Here is a 19203-nt window from a genome sequence, read left to right as displayed (position 1 = left end):
CAGCGCCGCCGGCATTACCCCAGCAGCGCGTCGATGGCGTCGAAGTCCAGCACTTCCTCGGCCTGGGCCTTGATGAGGTCGATCTTTTCCTGGTCTTCGGCGCTGATCTTGGAGACGTGGTAGGTGAGGGCGGAGAAGACGTCGGCGGTGGTTTCGTGGATCCGGATGTAGGGGATGTCGCTGTCGTCGAGGATCTTCTGGGTGATGGCGGAGACCGGGGCGTGGCCGGGGATGACAAGGCCGGCGATCTTCTCGCGGTAGGCCGGGATGTGGTAGAGGGAGGAGAGGGTGACGAGGAGTTCGTCGCGGGAGCTGGTCACCACGAGGAGTGTCGATTCTTCGAGGCCGTCGATCACCTTCTGGGAGGAGGCGGCGCCGAGCTGGATGTGGTGGATGATCCGCGTCCCCTGGCTCCGGTCCCCTTTGAGGGGGTGTTCGAGGAGCCGGGAGAGGTGGTTGAGGGTCGGGTCGGCGAGGACGGGGGAGTAGTCGAAGGCGCCGACGACGTTGATGCCGTGGGGGGCGAAGGCCCGTTGGAGGTACGAGAGGGAGGTGATGCGCTTCTCGGGGAGGAGCTTGTTGACCACGAGCGCCCGGACGTCGGCCCCTTCCAGGCGGTAGAGGGGGAGGTTGAGCTGGACCGAGTCGATGACGTTGCCGATCCCCCCGCCGGAGACCATGATGACCGGCGCGTCGACGAGCTTCGCCACCCGGGCGTTGTTGAGCCCGATGACCGAGCCGACGCCGCCGTGGCCGGCCCCCTCGATGATGAGGAAGTCGCTCTTCTCCTCCAGGGCCGTGACCGCCGTCCTGATCCGCTCCACCGGCCAGAGGGCGGGGATTTCGCCGTCGATGAACTGCTTGGTGGCCCCCCGGCCGAGGACCACGGGGGACATGTGGGCGATGTCCGCTTCGAGCCCGAAGATGCGGGCCATGAGCCCGGCGTCCTTGTCGATGGTGATGCCGTCGAACACCTGGCATTTGGGGCCGATGGCCTTGATGAAGCCGACTCGGCCGTATTTCTTCCGGGCCAGGTGCATCAGCGAGACGCTGATGGTGGTCTTGCCCGAGTTCTGCCCCGTGGCGGCGATGAAAACCTTTTTGCACATCGTCGTCGTTCGCTCCTTGCCGTGGGTGTTAAACTGTTTCTTTCTCCCAGTATAGTGCCGGCCGCCGCGTCGGTGCAAGGGCGTATACCGTATCGGGAAACGCCGCGGGGGGGAGCTATCCTCTTGCCGTGTGGCGGGCTCACCTGCTATAACTGGCGGTCATGGATACGGTACGGAAGAGGATACCCCTCGGCGAGCTGTTCGGCACCTTTCTCCTCATCGGCACCACGAGCTTCGGCGGGGGGATGGCGGCGGTGGCGTTCATCGAGCGGGTCTGCGTGCACGAGAAGGAGTGGCTCACCCACGAGGAGTTCATGCACGGGCTCGCCTTCGGCCAGTTTCTCGGCCCCTTTTCCCTCAATTCCTGCACCTTCGTCGGCTGCACCCTCCGGGGGCGGATCGGCGGGGTGGTGGCGGCCACCGGCTTCATCCTCCCGTCGTTTCTGATTATCTCGCTCCTCTCCGGGCTCTACTTCCGGTTCCACGAGCTCCCCCAGCTCCAGGCGGCCCTGCGGGGGACGAATCCGGTCATCATCGGCCTCATCGTCGTGGCGGCCATCGGCATGGCCCGCAAGATCAAGGGTGCGGAGCGGTGGACCATCGCCGTTCTCGCCTTCGTGCTGGCGGCGTTTTTCAAGGTGAACGGCCTGGCGCTCCTCGTCGGGGCTGCCGCGTGGTCGCTGGCGCGGGCGTACTTCCCCCGGGAGCACCGCTGATGGCGGCCCTCGTCAAGATCGCCTGGACCTTCTTCAAGATCGGCCTCGTCTTCGTGGGGGGGGGATACGTGCTGATCCCGCTCCTGCACCGGACCATGGTGGACCAGTTCCACTGGCTCACCCTCAAGGAGTTTCTGGACGGGGTGGCGCTCTCCCAGCTCACCCCCGGCCCCCTGGCCATCATCGCCACCTTCGCCGGCTTCCGGGTGGGGGGCTTCGTCGGGGCGCTGGTGGGGACGGTCTGCATCTTCATCCCCTGCACCGCCCTCATGCTCTTCCTCACCCGCCGCTACGAGAAGCTGCGCAACGTCAAGATGATCCGGGAGATCCTGGACGGCGTCGTCCCCGCGGTGGTGGGGCTCGTGACGGCTGCCGCCTGGAACCTGGGGAGCACCTCCCTCGTCTCGCCGCGCGATTTCGCCCTCCTCGCCGCCAGCTTCCTCCTCCTCCAGTTCACGAAGGTCAGCCCGATGTTCGTTATCCTCGGGGCCGGGGCCCTCGGCTATTTCTTCAACTTCTCGTAAATCCGGGCCGGCGCTCCGCCGCCGTCCGCATTCAGGTGACGCCATGAAACGAAAAACGCTCCCGAAACTCCTCTACGCCGATGCGCAGGGGAACATCTTCGACCATCCCACCCTCTCCATGGCCGGCATGAGCGGCCCCGAGGCGGTGCTCCCCGAAGGGGTGGAGCTGATCCCCCTTCCCGAGGGGAGCCGGCTCTTCACCATCCCCGACACCCCGCCGATGGCGTGGGACGAGAAGGAGCGGAAGTTCGTCACCGTGGCGACGGTCCGGGAGGGGCGCCGGACCGTGCCGGTGCAGGCGGTGTCGGCCTTCATGGCGCCGGGGTACGTGCGGCTTCTGCTCCCGGCGTGCGATTACTCGCGGAAGAAGGTCCACCTCCCGCTCTGGTCCTATACCGCCGTGGGGTGGGACGAGGAGACGGAGCAGTTCGTGGTGGCCGCCTCCCGGGTGGACACCAACGACAACTGGAACCCCTGCAACTACGACGACCGGAAGCTGGACCCCCTGGTGCGGAAGCTCCTGGCGGAGATGCCGAAGAACCGCCTCCTGGAGCAGCTTGCCCGCTGCGCCGTGGATTACCACTGCTTCGCCGCCAAGAACCTCTTCTTCCGCCGCTGGGAGGCGCCGCTCCCCACCTCGCCGGCGTGCAACTCGCGCTGCCTGGGGTGCATCAGCCTTCAGCCCTCGGACTGCTGCCCCTCCAACCACGAGCGGATCGGCTTCGTCCCGACGCCGGAGGAGATCGTGGAGCTGGCCCTGCCGCACCTGGAGCAGGCGCCGGAGCCGATCGTCTCCTACGGCCAGGGGTGCGAGGGGGACCCGATCATGCAGGCCGACACCGTGGCCGAGGCGACGCGGCGGCTGAAGAAGGCCACCAGTCGGGGGACCGTGAACTTCAACTCCAACGGCTCCTTCCCCGACCGGGTCGCCATGCTCTGCGACGCCGGGATGGACTCCATGCGCTTTTCGATGAATTCGGTGCGGGAAGAGTTCTACGACAGGTACTACCGGCCGGTGGGATACCGCTTCGCCGACGTGAAGGAGTCGGTGCGGCTGGCCAAGGAGCGGGGGCTCTTCGTGATGATCAACTACCTGGTCTCGCCGGGGCTCTCCGACAGCGCGGAGGAGGTGGAGGCGCTGGTCCGCTTCATCGGCGAGACCGGCGTCGACATGATCCAGATGCGGAACCTCTCCATCGACCCCGATTTCTACAACCGGCGGATGGAAGCCACGGGGCGGGGGATCGGGATGTACCGGATGCTGGAGCGGGTGAAGCGGGAGTTCCCGCGGATCCAGTACGGCTACTACAACCGGACCCGGGAGAACTTCTTTCCGGACGGTTTCGAGACGGGGTGGCCGGTCCGCTAGCCGGACCGCACCCGGTTTCTCCCCTCCTGCTTGGCCTGGTAGAGGGCGGCGTCGGCCCGCCGCATGATGGTGCTGATCGTCTCGTCACCGTCGGCCACCGTGGTGACCCCGGCGCTGACGGTGATCCTGACCTCCCGTGACCCGTCGCTGATGGACTCTTCCCCCACCCGTTCCCGCACCCGGTCCGCCTGGACGATGGCTTCGTCGAGGGTGGTCTCCACCGAGATGAGGATGAACTCCTCCCCGCCGATCCTCCCGAGAATGTCGTAGCTGCGGAGCGCGCCCCGCATGGTCTCGGCCACCCGCTTCAAGGTGAAGTCGCCGAAGGGGTGGCCGTAGGTGTCGTTGATCCCCTTGAAATGGTCGAGGTCGAAGATCGTGACGCAGAGCGGCTCGCCGAGCCGTCGCGCCCGCTGGCTCTCCTCCTCCAGCCGCTGCATGATGGTGCGGCGGTTGGCGAGGCCGGTCAGCTCGTCGGTGGAGGCGAGCTTCTTGAGCCGGTGCTGGATCGTGTCGAGCCCCACCACGAGGCGCCAGGTGAGGAAGTAGGTGATGCCGATCAGCAGGGCGACGATGCCGAGGGAGGAGACCATGATAAGGGTGTTGTTCTTGTCCGTCTCCCTGAGGGCCGTTGCCGCGGGAATGGTGACGCTGATGGCGCCGATGAGGCGGCCGACGGCGGTCGGATGGCATTCGAGACAGCTGGCGTCGGCAGGGAGGGGATGGATGAAGCGGAAGCGGGGGGGAATGCCGTCGTCCCGTTCGAGCCGGTAGGCCTCCGGCGCCCCCTGCTCGAAGCGGAGCAGCGCCTCGCGTTCGAAGGGGTCGGGGGCGTTTTCCGGGTCGATGGGGTTCAGGCTGACCGGGCGGAACCGGGTCCCCTCGCGGGCGGCGAAGCGCTGGGAGAGTTCCTTGACCATGACGGCATGGTTGCGGAGGGAGAAGACCCGTCCGCGCAGGTCCCGGAATTCCGGCTCCTTCCCCAGGCGGCTCAGGTACGGGTTGGTGTCGCTCTCTCTGCGCTTCTCGACGTAGACCCCGCCGTAGGAGGCGTTCCACGCCTTCATCTGGAGGATGAGATCGGCGTAGTTGTTGGCCTGGTCCCGGAGGCGGCGAAGCAGCAGCTCGCTGTTGCGGAAGGAGAGGAAGGAGGCGATGGTGAAGACGAAGAGGGAGATGACGGCGCAGACGGTGACCAGGAAGACGCGGACCTGGTCGAAGTGCTTGAACGGTTTGGGCCAGAGCTCGGGCAGCATCGGTCAGTACCTGACGTCGAAGCCGTCGAACTCGCCGCGGTAGGGCTCATTCTCGACGATGACGCGGTCGACCCGGGCCCGGGAGGGGCCGAGGCGGCACCATTCGACCAGGGCCTGAACGCTCGGCTCGTCCCCTTCGAAGCACCCCTGGACGTCGCCGTTGGGGAGGTTTCTCACCCAGCCGGCGACCTTGAGCTGCTGGGCCCGAAGCACCGTGTGGTGACGGAAGGCGACCCCCTGCACGAGCCCGGAGACCGTTACGATGGCGCGGATCTTCATGTCGCCTCCTTCATCATCTGCAGGAATTCCTCCTCACCGAGGACCGTGACCCCCAGCTCCCGCGCCTTGGCGAGCTTGCTCCCCGCCTCGGCGCCGGCCACCACGTAGTCGGTCTTTTTCGAGACCGACCCCGCCGCGTGCCCTCCCTCCCCCTCCACCATCTTCTGGGCCTCGCTCCGGGTGAAGCGGGTGAGGGCCCCGGTGAAGACGAAGGTCTTGCCGGTGAAGCGCCCCCCCACCTTCTTCTCCTCCACGGTGGGGGCGACCCCGGCCGCCAGCATCCGCCGGACCGTCTCCCGGTTCCCCTCGTTGTGGAAGAAGGTGACGATGCTCCGGGCCACCTGGGGGCCCACCTCGCGGATGGTGAGGAGCTCCTCCTCCGTGGCCCGGGTCAGGTTGTCGATGCTCCCGAAAGAGGTGGCGAGGAGCTTGGCGGTGTGCTCCCCCACGTGGCGGATGCCGAGGGCGAAGATGAAGCGGGAGAGCTCCCGCCCCTTGCTCGCCTCGATGGCGTTCAGCAGGTTCTCCGCCAGCTTCTCCCCCATCCGGTCGAACCGCATGAAGTCCTCTCTGGCGAGGGCGTAGAGGTCGGCCACGTTCTTCACCAGCCCCAGCCGCAGGAGCTGCTCGATGTACTTCTCGCCGAGCCCCTCCATGTCCATGGCGTCGCGGGAGGCGAAGTGGATGATCGCCTCGCGGATCTGGGCGGGGCAGGAGAGCCCCATGCAGCGGACCGCCACCTCGTCCGGGATCTTCACCACCTCGGAGCCGCACTCGGGGCAGGCGGTGGGGACCGGGAGGAACCGTTCGTCGCCGGTGCGCTGCTCGGTCAGGACCCGCACCACCGCCGGGATCACGTCGCCGGCCCGCTCGATCACCACGGTGTCGCCGATGCGGATATCCTTGCGCTCCATCTCCTCCCAGTTGTGGAGGGTGGCGCGGGAGACGGTGACGCCGGAGACCTCCACCGGCCGCAGGTTGGCCGTGGGGGTGATGACGCCGGTGCGCCCCACCGACGGGACGATGTCCTCCACCACGGTGACCGCCTGGCGGGGGGGGAACTTGATCGCCACGGCCCAGCGGGGAGAACGGCTCTTTTCCCCCAGCTCCCGCTGGAGGGGGAAGGAGTCGACCTTGGCCACCACGCCGTCGATCTCGTAGGGGAGGGTGTCGCGCCGGTCGGTCATCTCGCGGTAGAAGGCGAGGATGCCGGCCACCCCCGTCACCCGCCGGACCAGGGGATTCACCGGGAGCCCCCAGGCGGCGACGGCGGCCAGAAACTCCTCCTGGGAGGCGAAGGCCGCCCCCCGGACCTCCCCCGGTGCATAGCAGAAGAGGGAGAGGGGGCGCCGGGCGGTGATGCGGGAGTCGAGCTGGCGGATGGAGCCGGCGGCGGCGTTGCGCGGGTTGGCGAAGGGGGGCTCCCCCTCCTCCTCCCGCTGGGCGTTCAGCTTCTGGAACGCGGCGAGCGGCAGGTAGACCTCGCCCCGCACCTCCAGGAGCTCCGGCGGCGCGTCGCACCGCAGCCGCAGCGGGATGGTCCGCACCGTCCTCAGGTTGTGGGTGACGTTTTCCCCCACGAAGCCGTCCCCCCGGGTGGCGCCGACGGTGAGCTCACCCCGCTCGTAGACCAGCTCGATGGCGAGGCCGTCCATCTTCGGTTCGCAGACATAGGCGATCTCTTCGCCGGGAGGGAGGCCGAGGAAGCGCTTCACCCGGTCGTCAAAATCGGCGATCTCCTCCTCGGAGAAGGCGTTTTCCAGGGAGAGCATCGGGAGCCGGTGGGCCACCTGCTCGAACTTGTCCAGGGGCGCCCCCCCACCCGCCGGGTGGGGGAGTCGGGGGTGACGAGGTCGGGAAACTCCCCCTCCAGGGCGGTGAGCTCCCGGAAGAGCGCGTCGTACTCCGCGTCGGTGATCTCGGGGCGGTCCTCCACATAGTAGAGGCGGTTGTGGCGTTCGATCTCGGTGCGAAGCTCGCGGATGCGGGCTTCGGCGGCGTCTCTGTTGGGCGGGTTCTCGTTGTGGGCCATAGGGAGCTTATAACATACGAAAGTGCCCATTACAACGCAGGTTGGCACGGATATCGCCGTCTTGATTCCGTTCGCCCACTTCTGCTATCAAGGATGAAACGGCCGGGCCGCGAGGTCCGGCTGTCGTGCGTCAGAGGAACCGCAATCATTTCAGGAGCATCCCGTGTCAAAGTTCGATCTTTCCACCCTCAACCCTCCCCAGCGGGCCGCCGCGGAGCATACGGAGGGGCCGCTGCTGGTCCTGGCCGGGGCGGGGTCCGGCAAGACCCGGGTCATCACCTTCCGGATCGGCCACCTCCTCCTCGACCGGAAGGTGCGGGCCGACAACATCCTGGCAGTCACCTTCACCAACAAGGCGGCCGGCGAGATGAAGGAGCGGGTCCGGGACCTGGTGGGACGGGCGAAGTGCAAGGGGATGGTCATCTCTACCTTTCACTCCCTGGGGGTGAAGATCCTGCGCCGGGACATCGAGCGGCTCGGCTACAAGAAGAACTTCGGCATCTACACCACCTCCGACCAGCTCGGTCTCATCCGCCAGGCGATGCGCGAGGTGAACGCCGACGGCAAGAAGCACGACGCCGAGGGGATCCTCTGGCGGATCTCGGGGTGGAAGAACGCCCTGATCCCCCCCGAGCGGGCGCTCCCCCGCTACGAGGACCCCGACGAGCTCCTCGCCTGCGACGTCTACCCCATCTACCAGCGGCTCCTCAAGGCATGCAACGCCATCGACTTCGACGACATCATCATGCTGACGGTGGGGCTCCTCCAGGGGCACCCCGAGGTGCTCGAACACTGGCAGGAGCGGTTCCGCTACATCATGGTGGACGAGTACCAGGACACCAACGCCTCCCAGTACCTCTTCATCTCGCTGCTGGCGAAAAAGTACCGGAACCTCTGCGTGGTGGGGGACGACGACCAGTCCATCTACGGCTGGCGCGGGGCGGATGTGGGGAACATCCTCGACTTCGAGAAGGACTACCCGGGGTGCCGGGTGGTGAAGCTGGAGCAGAACTACCGCTCCACCGGCACTATCCTGGAGGCGGCGAACCACGTCATCAGGAACAACGTGAAGCGGAAGGAGAAGCGCCTCTGGACCGATTCCGGCGAGGGGCGCCCCATCGACCTCGTCACCGCCCAGGACGACGAGGAGGAGGCCTCCCTGGTGGTGGAGCGGATCCAGATGGAGCGCTACCAGCACAACCTCGCCTTCAGCGACTTCGCCATTCTCTACCGGACCAACTCCCAGAGCCGCGCCTTCGAGGAGCAGCTCCGCTTCGAGGACATCCCCTACGTGCTGGTGGGGGGGATGCAGTTCTACGAGCGCAAGGAGGTGAAGGACGCCCTCTCGTACCTGCGGGTGATCGACAACCCCCTGGACGAGCAGGCGCTGCTGCGTATCGTTAACTTTCCGCGGCGGGGGATCGGCGACGGGACGGTGCTGCGGATCAACCAGTGGTCCCTGGAGCAGTCGTGCCATCTGATGGAGGCCTTCGGCCGGGTGGGGGAGATCGAGGGGATCAACGAGCCGACCCGGGAGAAGGTCCTCGCCTTCCACCGGCTCATCACCGGCGCGACGGAGGATTTCCGCCGTCCCGGCGACCTGGCGGGGCGGGTGAAGCGGCTCTTCGACCGTCTCGGGATCGAGGAGGAGCTCTACCGGACCATCGAGGAGCCGGCCACGGCCCGGAAGAAGGTGGAGAACGTGGAGCAGGTCATCAACTCCATGGCGGGGTACGAGGAGCGGATCCCCGGCGCCACCCTCTCGGGGTTCCTGGAGAAGGTCTCGCTGATGGACGAGGACCGCTTCAGCGGCAAGGACAAGAAGGAGCACGGCCGGGACGCGGTGACCCTCATGTCGCTCCATTCCAGCAAGGGGCTGGAGTTTCCCTTCGTCTTCCTGGTGGGGTTCGAGGAGGAGATTCTCCCCCACAAAAAATCGATGGAGGAGGGGGGTACCATCGACGAGGAGCGCCGGCTCTGCTACGTCGGCATCACCCGCGCCCGGCGGCACCTCACCGTCACCCGCTGTCTCCACCGGAAGAAGTACGGCAAGCTCCTGGAGCGCCAGCCGTCGCGGTTTCTGGAGGAGATCCCGGAGCGGCTCCTCCAGTTTCATGAAGGGGGGGCGAAGAAGGCCGCCACCGAGGAGGAGCAGGAGGCGATGGCGCAGGATTTCTTCGCCCGGATGCGGGCGAAGCTGGGATAGAAGAGAACGAGCCGGAGAAAGGAAAAAGGCCGCGGGGAACGCTCCCCACGGCCTTTTTCTCGGTCAGGCGACCGGGATGGCGTCACTTGCCGATGGTCTTCTCCCCCGGCTTCCACCCCAGGGGGCAGAGCTCGCCGGTCTGGAGCGCCTCCAGGACCCGGAGGGTCTCCTCGACGCTTCGCCCCACCGAGAGGTTGTTCACCACCTGGTACTGGACGACGCCGTTGGGGTCGATGATGAAGAGCCCCCGCAGGGCGACCCCTTCCTTCTCGTCGAGGATGCCGTAGCGGGCGGCCGTCTCCTTCTTGCCGTCCGCCAGGAGGGGGAACTTCAGCTCGCCCAGGTCCCCCCGCTTGATCCAGGCGAGGTGGGAGTATTTGCTGTCCACCGAGGCGCCGAGGACCTGGGCGTTGAGCTCGGTGAAGCGGTCCAGGGCCTTGTTGAAGCCGGTGATCTCCGTGGGGCAGACGAAGGTGAAGTCGGCGGGGTAGAAGAAGAGGACGACCCATTTCCCCCGGTAGTCGACGAGGCTCACCTGCTTGAACTCGTTGGTGACCACGGCGTCGAGGGTGAAGGAGGGGGCCGGTTCGCCGACCTTCGCCACCGCCGGTTCGCTGCGGACCATCCCCTTGTGGTGCTGGACCATGAGCCCCGCTGCGGCCCGCTCCATCTCCCCGGCCTGCTCGGGGGTCGCTCCGGCGGTGCCGGCCATGAGGGTTACGGCCAGGAAGGCGGATGCGATCAGTGCGGTATGTTTCATTGGATGCCTCCTCGGTTTGGATACGTGAGGGCGCCATGCGCCCGTTGAAAAAACCCCTCAATCATATCCCATCCGCTATCCATTGCAAGGAGCGAATTCCCCGGCGTCGAAGGAAAGGGGTTCTCGGTCCCCCTCCGTTTGTGGTACAAGTGCAGGATACCAGTGTACGAAAGGAGCAGAAATGAGCGAAGAGACCAATCCGCGCGTTCTCGTGGAAACCTCCATGGGAACCATCACCATCGAGCTGTTCAAGGAGAAGGCCCCCATCAGCGTCCGCAACTTCCTCTCCTATGTGAAGGACGGCTACTACGACGGCCTCATCTTCCACCGGGTCATCAAGGGGTTCATGGTCCAGGGCGGGGGGCTCGACGAGAGCATGCAGCCGAAAAAGACCAAGTTCGCCATCAAGAACGAGGCGGCCAACGGCCTGAAGAACACCCGGGGGACCCTGGCCATGGCCCGGACCGCCGTGGTGGACAGCGCCACCTCCCAGTTCTTTATCAACCTGGTGGACAACGCCTTCCTCGATTACAAGGGAAAGACCCCCGACCTCTTCGGCTATGCCGTCTTCGGCCAGGTGGTGGAGGGGATGGATGTGGTGGACGCCATTGCCCAGGTGAAGACGGGGAACCGGGCCGGCCACTCCGACGTCCCGGCGGAGAGCGTCTTCATCACGTCGGCGAAGGTGGTGGAGTAAGCGGGAGCTGCAACGATTGATGACAATCGAAAAAGGCCGTCCGGTTCGCCGGGCGGCCTTTTTTACTGCTGATTCTGGGCAACCGATTTGAGGTGGGGCCCCTCGTCCGCTTCGGCGCCGCTGGCGATGGCGACGCGGTTGCGTCCGTCGGCCTTGGCGCGGTAGAGGGCCACGTCGGCCGCCTTGATGAGGACGGCGTCGGTGCTGCCGTCCTCGGGGTAGGAGGAGACCCCGATGCTGGCGGTGAGGCTCCCCTGGGGAAGATTCTCCTCGTGGGGGAACTCCTCGCTCTCGATGGCCCGCCGGATCCGCTCGGCCACGAAGATCGACTCCTTTTTCGAGGTGCCGGGGAGGATGATGCAGAACTCTTCGCCGCCGTAGCGGGTGACGATATCCATCTGCCGGGCGCTTTCGGAGAGGATCCGGGCCAGGCGCTTCAGCGCCCGGTCCCCCGCCAGGTGGCCGCAGAGGTCGTTGTAGATCTTGAAGTGGTCCAGGTCGACGAACATCACCGTGAGCCCCAGGTTCTGGCGGATGCTTCGGGAGAGCTCCTCCTCCATGCGGCGCTTGAGGAAGCGGCGGTTGTAGAGGCCGGTCAGGTGGTCGGTGATGGAGAGCTGCTCCAGGATGTCGGCCCGTTCGATGGAGATGGCCCGCTCGATCATGATGGAGGCGTGATCGGCGAAGGTGATGAGGAGCTTCAGGTCGGCCTCGGTGAAGATCCCCTGGTTCTTCTTGTCCGAGAGGTTGAGGACGCCGATGATGTCGTCCCGGAGCCGGATCGGGATGCTGACGAACGACTTGGTCTTGAAGCGGGGGCGGTTGGGGGTGCCGATCCGCTTGTCCTTCTCGATGTCGTTCACCAGCAGCGGATGGCCGCTGGCCGCCACCTTGCCGGCGATGCCGGTGCCGACCTGAACCACCATGCTCTGGGCCAGCTGCATGTTCATGCCGAGGGCCGACTCGATCTTGAGGGTCTCGCCGTTGTCGTTCTTGAACATGATGGAGCCCGACGAGGCGTCGACGAGGTCGGCGGCCATGCCGAGGATGCGCTGGTTGAGCTCCTCCTTCCCCTCGGTGCGGGAGAGGGTGCTGAACATGTGCAAGAGCTTCTCGGCCTGGGCGCTCTCGCTCGAATGCCGTTCCTCGCTCCTGACCTGCTGCAGCCGCGATGCGGCCCGGCCGGTGAAGAGCTTCACCAGCATCTCGTCGCGGGGGGGAAGGGTGGTGTCGAACAGCACCAGGACGCCGAGGAGCTCGTCTCCGGAGCCAAAGCGGATGCAGGTTGCCCGATCCGCCTCGACGGCCGGGAAGAGGGCGCGGCAGTCATCCTCGATGGTGACCGTCTGGTCGGTGCGGTGGCGTGAAAAGATGCCGTGGGCCTTGGCCGCCGGCACGCTCCCCAGGTCGAGGTCCAGCCCCCAGAGCCCCTTGACGGCGAAGGAGCCTCCCCCTTGGGGGACGAGGATGGCGATGCGGGCGATGTCGAAGAGAATGCCGAGGGTCTCGCTCACCAGCCCCATGACGTCGCAGGCGGTCCGGGCGCCGTCGATGCCGGCGGAGACCCCGGTGACGGCCGCGAGCCGCTGCATGGTCTTCTCGAAGATGAGGCTGTGGAGATTGCGGGTGAGGAGCGACGGGACCAGTTCCTGGACCCGGTGCGCCGTCTCCGTGACCTCCTGTTCGGTGGCGGTGGGGAGCTGTTCCAGCTCTCCGAGGAGCGCCACGACATCCAGGTTGTCGGCGGCGGAGAGCACCTCCAGGTGAGCGAGGTCGATCTCTTTTTCGCGGACTCCGCCGCCGATGATGCAGGAGAAGGGGAGGTCGCCGTTCTTTATCGGTACGGCGAAGTTCAGCAGCCCCGCGTGGCAGCGGAAGACGACCGGCACGCCGCTGCCGCTGGCGCGCTGCACCGCTTCCTCCACCATGGTCCGGCAGATCTTGCTGCAGAGGGGGTTTTGCTCGACGGCGCCGCAGATGGTGAACGCCGACTTGAAACGCCCCGCCCCGTCCTGATCGCAGCAGAAGCTCAGGTGGTACGGGGCGAGGAACGGGTGTGCCTTGAGGTTCTCAAGGAGTTCCACCGGTTGGATTGTCGTCAGTTCAGCATGGGACACGGTGCATTCCTGTTCCGGGAATCGTTCGGTGTGTCAGGCAGCCTTCTCCGCGCGTTGCCCGCGCGACACCGACGTCGCCCTCCGGGAAACGGCCCTGGTTTATCCGGGCCATCCGTGGCCACTGCATACCAATCGTCCGTCAGGCGGCTCCGCCGACGGTAATCTCCTCGATCAGAAGGGTCGGCTGGGCATCGGAGACCGGCACCCCCTGTCCGTCCTTGCCGCAGGTGCCGATGCCGAAGCCGAGGTCGCTGCCGACCCGGGCGATCTTCTTCAGCACGTCGGGACCGTTGCCGGTGAGGGTGGCTCCCCGGACCGGCTCGCCGATCACGCCGTTTTCGATCAGGAACCCCTCGGAAACCTCGAACATGAAGTCTCCGCTGACGGTGTTCACCTGGCCGCCCCCCATCTTCCGGACGAAGAGTCCGCTGCCGACCCCCTTCACGATCTCGGCGGGATCGGACTCCCCCGGGGCGATGAGGGTGTTGGTCATCCTGACGATGGGGCGCGCGTGGTACCCCTCGCGGCGTCCGTTGCCGGTGGAGGCGCAGCCGTCCTTCAGGGCGCTGAGCCGGTCATAGAGATACCCCTTCAGAATGCCGTTCTCCACCAGTACCGTCCGCTGGGCCGGCGACCCCTCGTCGTCGAAGGAGAAGGAGCCCCGGGCGTTGGGAATCGTGGAGTCGTCGATGACCGTCACCAGCGGTGATGCCACCTGGCTTCCCACCTTGCCGGTGTAGACCGACATGCCGCTCTGGGCCAGGTCGGCCTCCAGCCCGTGGCCGATAGCCTCGTGGACCATGGTTCCCCCTGCTTCGGAGGAGAGGACCACCGGCATGAGCCCCCCCGGCGCCTTGCGAGCCGCAAGCATCATCACCGCCCGCCGGGCCGCCGTCTCGGCGATCTCCTCGGGGCCCCGCTCGCGAAACAGTTCGTAGCCGATGAATTTTCCCACCGGTTCGTACCCGGTCTGGATCACGTCGCCGGCGGCCGCCACCACCTGGGCTAGGTAGAGGGTGCCGGTACGGTTTGCCTCGGTGAATTCACCCAGCGAATTGGCGATCTGGGTCTTGATCCGGCTGTCACGGTAGACCACCATAACTTGCCGTATTTTATCGCTAAATTTGCGGGCTGCGACGTTGCCGCGGTTTACCAGCGCAACCTTGTCCTGTAAAGGTACGCTATCTGGCGTAATTTCAATGGGAAAACCGGCGCCGACGATCTTGTTCCGCAGGTCGATGTCACGGTCGAACACCTTCCCGGCGACCGCCCGGCTCACCGTCCCGGCCAGGGAGAGGAGCGCCGCCTCGGTGATCTCGTTCGTGTAGGCGTAGGCGGTGCGCAGGTCCGAGATGACCCTGATCCCCACGCCGCGGTCGGTTCCCGCAAGGACTTTCTCGATCTTGCCGTCCTCGCAGACGATGGAGGTGTTCGCCCCCTCTTCAAAGTAAATGTCCGCGAATTCACCGCCTCCCGCCAGGGCACGACGGAGAATTCGGTTGAGGTCGAATGTGTCAAGCATGCAGTAAATTCTCCATGCCCGTCACCTCTTGCAAAGCAATTTCGGTGCCGAGCGCAGTGAGTAAGGCGTCGAGATCTTCCGCGAAATGACGGTGATACGAGATGACGACGATGCCGCGTTCCCGGTCCGCCGTGCTGAGGGTGGCGAGCCCCTCGTATGCCTCGACGATGAATTTGAGGTAGACGAGGTCGCGACGCTCCAGCTGGAAATACCGGGTAATTTCGCCCTGTTCGATCACGGACGCTCCTTTAGGATAATTTATAATTTTTAACATGCAAGTATTTAAAAAACAACACAAAAATAGACCGGCGCCAATGCCAGTAATGATGGGAGGTTAGGGGAGGGAGGGGCGTGCCCGGCGCTGGTGGGGGGAGGGGGGCCTCCGGCGGGGTGGATGCTCCGCCCGGAAATCACCCGTTGCCTCGCGTCGCTTCACCACGTACAATGAAGAGTTGCCGCCAGTTGGCGGAGTCACCGCTGGCATTTTCCCCCAAGGAGCCCCCCTCATGGAGATCCGTTTCCGCCATACCATTCCGGCACTCATTCTGATCCTTCTTCTTGCTCCCGGCGCCCGGGGCGCCACCTCTCCCGCAGCCGGAGCGGTCTTCCATGATCGGCTGAAAAGCGGCGCCGCCGGCCCCGAGATGGTGGTCATTCCCGCCGGCCGGTTCCGGATGGGGGCGATCTTCGGCGGCGGCGATCCGGACGAGAAGCCGGTCCACGAGGTCACCATCGCCCGCCCCTTCGCCATGGGGAAGTACGAGGTGACCTTTGCCGAATACGATGCCTTCTGTGAGGCGACCGGCCGGGAGAAGCCGAAGGACGGCCGGCGCTGGTTCGGGGCCTTTTCCCACAACTGGGGGCGGGGGAGCAAGCCGGTGATGAACGTCACCTGGGACGATGCGGTTGCCTACACGAAGTGGCTTGCGGAGCAGACGGGGGAGCGGTACCGGCTGCCGAGCGAGGCGGAGTGGGAATATGCCGCCCGTGGCGGAAAGGATACCCCCTTCTGGTGGGGGGGGACCGCCGGGGAAAACCGGGCCGACTGCAAGGGGTGCGGCAGCCGGTGGGACAATAAGCAGACGGCGCCGGTCGGCTCCTTCGCGGCCAACCCCTACGGCCTCTTCGATACGGCGGGCAACGTCTGGGAGTGGTGCCTCGACACCTGGCACGAGAGCTACACCGGGGCTCCCGCCGACGGGAGCCCGTGGCTCGGCGGCGACGATCCCCGCCGGGTCCAGCGCGGCGGCTCCTTCGGGAGCAAGCCCCGCTATGTCCGCTCCTCCGCCCGCGGCCGCGGCGCCCCGGACGGAAGCTACGTCTACCTCGGCTTCCGGCTCCTGAGGGAGTTGCCGTGACCGCTCCCCGCACCCCCCTCGACACCCTGCGCACCGTCTTCGGCTACCGCTCCTTCCGCCCGTTCCAGGAGGAGATCGTCACCCGGCTCATCGACGGCGGCGACGCCTTCGTCCTGATGCCGACCGGGGGCGGCAAGTCTCTCTGCTACCAGATTCCGGCCCTCCATCGCCCCGGGGTCGGGATCGTCGTTTCGCCCCTCATCTCGCTCATGAAGGACCAGGTGGACGCGCTGCGGGAAAACGGCGTGGCGGCTGCCGCCTACAACTCCACCCTGGGGGAGCGGGAGGCGCGGCAGGTGCTGGCCCGGCTCCATGCCGGCGAACTGGACCTCCTCTACGTGGCGCCGGAGCGGCTCATGACCGACGCGTTCCTGGAGCGGCTGCGGGAGCTCCCCATCGCCCTCTTCGCCATCGACGAGGCCCACTGCGTCTCCCAGTGGGGGCACGACTTCCGCCCCGAATACGTGGGGCTCGGCCGCCTGCGGGGGCTCTTCCCCGGGGTGCCGCTCATCGCCCTCACCGCCACCGCCGACGTCCAGACCCGCACCGACATCATCGCGCGGCTCGGGCTGCGCGACGCGGAGATCTATGTCACCGGCTTCGACCGCCCCAACATCAGGTATTCGGTCGTCGAGAAACGCAAGCCCTTCAACCAGCTCATGGATTTCCTGGCGGGCCGCCCGACGGAGGCCGGCATCGTCTATGCCCTCTCCCGCAAGCGGGTGGAGGAGGTGGCGGAGAAGCTGCGGGGCGCCGGGGTTGAGGCGGCCGCCTACCACGCGGGGCTGGCCGACGGCGAGCGGAGCCGGGTGCAGGAGGCGTTCCTGCGGGACGACGTCCGGGTGGTGGTGGCCACCGTCGCCTTCGGCATGGGGATCGACAAGCCCAACGTCCGGTTCGTGGTGCATTACGACCTGCCCAAGAACATCGAGAGCTACTATCAGGAGACCGGTCGGGCCGGCCGCGACGGGCTTCCGGCGGAGGCGCTCCTCCTCTTCGGTTACGGCGACATCCCGCTCTCCCGCTCCCTCATCGAATCAGGGGGGAATCCGGAGCAGATCCGGATCGAGCTCCACAAGCTGAACGCCATGGTCGGCATCGCCGAGGCGGGGACCTGCCGCCGTCAGGCCCTCCTCGGCTACTTCGGCGAGCGGCTTGCCGAGGGGTGCGGCAACTGCGACCTCTGTCTCGATCCCCCCGAGACCTTCGACGCCACCGAGGATGCCCGCAAGGCCCTCTCCTGCGTTTACCGGGTAGGGCAGCGCTTCGGCGTCGGCCATGTGATCGATGTCCTGCGGGGCTCCAGAAACGAGCGGATCCGTCAGCTGGGGCACGACCGGCTCTCCACCTACGGTATCGGCGCCCACCTCTCCGCCGAGGCGTGGGGGAGCGTTATCCGCCAACTGATCCACCGGGGGTACCTGGAGCAGGACATGGCCAACTACTCGGTGCTGAAGCTCACTCCGGCGGCCCGGCCGCTGCTGAAGGGGGAGGAAAGCCTCATCCTCGCCCGGCCGCGGGTGAAGGTGGCGGCGCCGAAGAAGGAGCCGAAGCGCCGGGGGGGGACCGTCCCCCTGGCCGAGGGGGACGAGGGGCTCTTCCAGGAGCTCCGGGCACTCCGCAAGCGGCTGGCCGACGAGCAGCAGGTTCCCCCCTACGTCATCTTCAGCGACGCCACCCTAGTGGAGATGGCGGCGCTGCGCCCGGCCACCCCCGACGAACTCCTCCGGATCAACGGGGTGGGGGAGCAGAAGCTCGGGCGCTACGGCGCCGCCTTTCTCGACGCCATCCGGCGATAATTTGTTTTCCTGAAACCGGTTTTTTGCTAAATTGAACTTTTTATCACGTTCCGTTCGAGGTGCCCATGTCCGTCACGCTGGATGAAGTCCGTCAGGTCTATGCCGAGGCCGATTGCCTCTTTGCCGCCGCCGAGGTGGATGAGGCCATCGACCGGATGGCGCAGGCGATTACCGGCCGCCTGGCCGAGGCCAACCCCATTCTCTTCTGCGTCATGAACGGGGGGCTGATCGTCACCGGCAAGCTCCTGCCGAAGCTGGAGTTCCCCCTGGAGGCCGAGTACCTCCACGCCACCCGGTACGGCCACAAGCTCTACGGGACGGTCCTCGACTGGAAGGTGCGCCCGGCCCGCGACCTGCGCGACCGCACGGTGCTCGTCGTCGACGACATCCTCGACGAGGGGGCGACCCTCGGAGCCATCGTCGACTGGTGCCGCGAGCAGGGGGCGCGGGAGGTCCTGACCGCCGTGCTGGTGGACAAGAAGCACGACCGCAAGTCCCGGCCCGATCTCATCCCGGAATTCGTGGGGCTGGAGACGCCGGACCGCTATCTCTTCGGTTACGGGATGGACTACAAGGGGTACTGGCGGAATGCGCCGGGGATCTTCGCGCTGAAGGGATACTGAGGGAGCCCCGCCGCTCCGGTTGCAATGCCAGAGCGGCGGGTGCGGCGGACGCTACTGCCAGGAGTATGACTTGCTGATGCTGCCGGTGGCCTGGGTGGCCGGGATGGTGTAGCCGTTCACGTCGACCGCCCGGAAGCTCGCCACGGTGAAATTGACGTTGGTGACGGTGCCGGTGGTGGCGTTGTAGGTCCGGATGAAGCCGGGCTTGTAGTCGAACGAGAGGGCGCCGAAGAGGCCGAACTTGAAGCCGTAGGGGTTGGCGATGACCAGCTTGACGGTGTCGCCCACGGTGGCGGGGGTGGCGGAGGGGAAGTAGGCGGCCGAGAAGCTGGTCCCCGTGTTGAGGGAGCTGTTGTCGGCCAGGACGATCGTGGCGGGGTCGACGAAATTGGTTCCCGGCGCGGCGGGGTCGAGCCGGGGGGTGACGCCGACCGGAAGCTGGAGCACCATCTCCAGGCCGTAGAGGGTGGTCGGTGCCGGGGTGACGATGGTGGTGACGCCGTTCACGGTCTGCGTGATGGCCTTGGCGGTGGTCGTGAGGGCGACCTGGACCGGCTGGGCGTGGGCAGTCACTGCGGTGGCGAGAAGGGCGACGACGAGCAGTACGAACTTTTTCATGATTTCCTCCCTGGGTTGGGTTTGAGTGTGGGGGCACAAAAAAAGACAGCCCACCACGCCTCAGCAGCGGCAACTGTCTCTTCGCCAACCCGGCTGTCCTGCCCGCAGACAGGACCCGCAGCTTTGTGTCCCCCGGTTACCCGGGGTTTACCTCTTCGAAAACAGTGCGATACGGATTCATCTTCTTTTGTCCCCATCTTACCCGCTTTAATGAGATG

General features: G+C 66.3%; 16 protein-coding genes, 1 pseudogene and 1 riboswitch. Of the genes and pseudogenes, 8 read left to right on the top strand and 9 right to left on the bottom strand.

All coding sequences use genetic code 11. The features are described 5' to 3' along the window. Positions 1 to 14: 14 nt before the first annotated feature. Positions 15 to 1109, bottom strand: coding sequence for an AAA family ATPase (locus GPICK_RS11310; protein ID WP_039743288.1), 1095 nt, complete (start codon positions 1107 to 1109; stop codon positions 15 to 17). 161 nt (positions 1110 to 1270) lie between these two features. On the opposite strand from GPICK_RS11310, the gene GPICK_RS11305 reads away from it, so the two are divergent. From GPICK_RS11305 to GPICK_RS11295, 3 genes are read left to right on the top strand one after another with little or no spacing between them, the layout of a single operon-like run. Continuing rightward, positions 1271 to 1825 carry a chromate transporter gene (locus GPICK_RS11305; protein WP_039743285.1) on the top strand — a complete coding sequence of 185 codons (555 nt, stop codon included), beginning with the start codon at positions 1271 to 1273 and terminating at the stop codon, positions 1823 to 1825. Beyond that, entirely contained in the window at positions 1825 to 2349 is a 525-nt protein-coding gene (locus GPICK_RS11300) for a chromate transporter (protein WP_039743283.1), read from the top strand. The genes GPICK_RS11305 and GPICK_RS11300 overlap by 1 nt, the downstream gene beginning before the upstream one ends. 43 nt (positions 2350 to 2392) lie before the next feature. Continuing rightward, complete coding sequence (locus GPICK_RS11295) at positions 2393 to 3718, top strand: radical SAM protein (protein ID WP_039743281.1); 1326 nt, start codon at positions 2393 to 2395, stop codon at positions 3716 to 3718. Here the strand turns inward: GPICK_RS11295 and GPICK_RS11290 are convergent. The 3 genes and pseudogenes from GPICK_RS11290 to ligA all read right to left on the bottom strand — a co-directional run bounded on the left by GPICK_RS11290 (position 3715) and on the right by ligA (position 7285). Continuing rightward, complete coding sequence (locus GPICK_RS11290; RefSeq protein ID WP_039743279.1) at positions 3715 to 4974, bottom strand: sensor domain-containing diguanylate cyclase; 1260 nt, start codon at positions 4972 to 4974, stop codon at positions 3715 to 3717. The genes GPICK_RS11295 and GPICK_RS11290 overlap by 4 nt on opposite strands. Positions 4975 to 4977: 3 nt before the next feature. Further along, positions 4978 to 5253 (bottom strand): acylphosphatase, encoded by a 276-nt coding sequence (locus GPICK_RS11285; RefSeq protein ID WP_039743277.1) that lies wholly within the window; start codon positions 5251 to 5253, stop codon positions 4978 to 4980. Next, positions 5250 to 7285, bottom strand: a pseudogene (gene ligA, locus GPICK_RS11280) (NAD-dependent DNA ligase LigA). Before ligA ends, GPICK_RS11285 begins: the two are co-directional and overlap by 4 nt. 163 nt (positions 7286 to 7448) lie before the next feature. Between ligA and GPICK_RS11270 the strand changes: the two are divergent. Then, positions 7449 to 9491 carry an ATP-dependent helicase gene (locus tag GPICK_RS11270; RefSeq protein WP_039743270.1) on the top strand — a complete coding sequence of 681 codons (2043 nt, stop codon included), beginning with the start codon at positions 7449 to 7451 and terminating at the stop codon, positions 9489 to 9491. Between the two features lie 82 nt (positions 9492 to 9573). Here the strand turns inward: GPICK_RS11270 and GPICK_RS11265 are convergent, their stop codons facing one another. Then, positions 9574 to 10116: a peroxiredoxin gene (locus GPICK_RS11265; protein ID WP_269078685.1), complete on the bottom strand. Its 543-nt coding sequence runs from the start codon at positions 10114 to 10116 to the stop codon at positions 9574 to 9576. A gap of 316 nt (positions 10117 to 10432) precedes the next feature. Between GPICK_RS11265 and GPICK_RS11260 the strand changes: the two genes are divergently transcribed. Next, complete coding sequence (locus tag GPICK_RS11260) at positions 10433 to 10948, top strand: peptidylprolyl isomerase (protein WP_039743266.1); 516 nt, start codon at positions 10433 to 10435, stop codon at positions 10946 to 10948. Between the two features lie 62 nt (positions 10949 to 11010). Here the strand turns inward: GPICK_RS11260 and GPICK_RS11255 are convergent, their stop codons facing one another. The 3 genes from GPICK_RS11255 to GPICK_RS11245 form a co-directional block, all read right to left on the bottom strand. Then, a complete protein-coding gene (locus tag GPICK_RS11255; RefSeq protein WP_039743264.1) occupies positions 11011 to 13065 on the bottom strand; it encodes a diguanylate cyclase in 2055 nt (684 codons plus the stop codon). A gap of 139 nt (positions 13066 to 13204) precedes the next feature. Next, positions 13205 to 14587 carry a TldD/PmbA family protein gene (locus GPICK_RS11250; protein ID WP_039743262.1) on the bottom strand — a complete coding sequence of 461 codons (1383 nt, stop codon included), beginning with the start codon at positions 14585 to 14587 and terminating at the stop codon, positions 13205 to 13207. Continuing rightward, positions 14580 to 14825, bottom strand: a complete 246-nt coding sequence (locus GPICK_RS11245; RefSeq protein ID WP_039743260.1) for a DUF4911 domain-containing protein — start codon at positions 14823 to 14825, stop codon at positions 14580 to 14582. Before GPICK_RS11245 ends, GPICK_RS11250 begins: the two co-directional genes overlap by 8 nt. A 268-nt stretch (positions 14826 to 15093) precedes the next feature. Here GPICK_RS11245 and GPICK_RS11240 point away from each other — a divergent pair, with 268 nt between their 5' ends. The 3 genes from GPICK_RS11240 to GPICK_RS11230 all read left to right on the top strand — a co-directional run bounded on the left by GPICK_RS11240 (position 15094) and on the right by GPICK_RS11230 (position 18367). Next, complete coding sequence (locus GPICK_RS11240) at positions 15094 to 15945, top strand: formylglycine-generating enzyme family protein (protein WP_052263411.1); 852 nt, start codon at positions 15094 to 15096, stop codon at positions 15943 to 15945. Further along, positions 15942 to 17744, top strand: a complete 1803-nt coding sequence (gene recQ, locus GPICK_RS11235) for a DNA helicase RecQ (protein ID WP_039743258.1) — start codon at positions 15942 to 15944, stop codon at positions 17742 to 17744. Before GPICK_RS11240 ends, recQ begins: the two co-directional genes overlap by 4 nt. 65 nt (positions 17745 to 17809) lie before the next feature. Further along, complete coding sequence (locus GPICK_RS11230) at positions 17810 to 18367, top strand: hypoxanthine-guanine phosphoribosyltransferase (protein ID WP_039743256.1); 558 nt, start codon at positions 17810 to 17812, stop codon at positions 18365 to 18367. Between the two features lie 51 nt (positions 18368 to 18418). On the opposite strand, the gene GPICK_RS11225 is transcribed toward GPICK_RS11230, so the two are convergent. Then, a complete protein-coding gene (locus GPICK_RS11225) occupies positions 18419 to 18985 on the bottom strand; it encodes a hypothetical protein (protein ID WP_039743253.1) in 567 nt (188 codons plus the stop codon). 80 nt (positions 18986 to 19065) lie between these two features. Then, positions 19066 to 19147, bottom strand: a riboswitch (cyclic di-GMP riboswitch). Positions 19148 to 19203: the final 56 nt, after the last annotated feature.

Origin of the sequence: Geobacter pickeringii (assembly GCF_000817955.1) — a bacterium.
Taxonomy (GTDB): domain Bacteria; phylum Desulfobacterota; class Desulfuromonadia; order Geobacterales; family Geobacteraceae; genus Geobacter; species Geobacter pickeringii.
The sequence above is the reverse complement of the archived record's forward strand: the minus strand, read 5'-3'. Positions and strand labels throughout refer to the sequence as shown.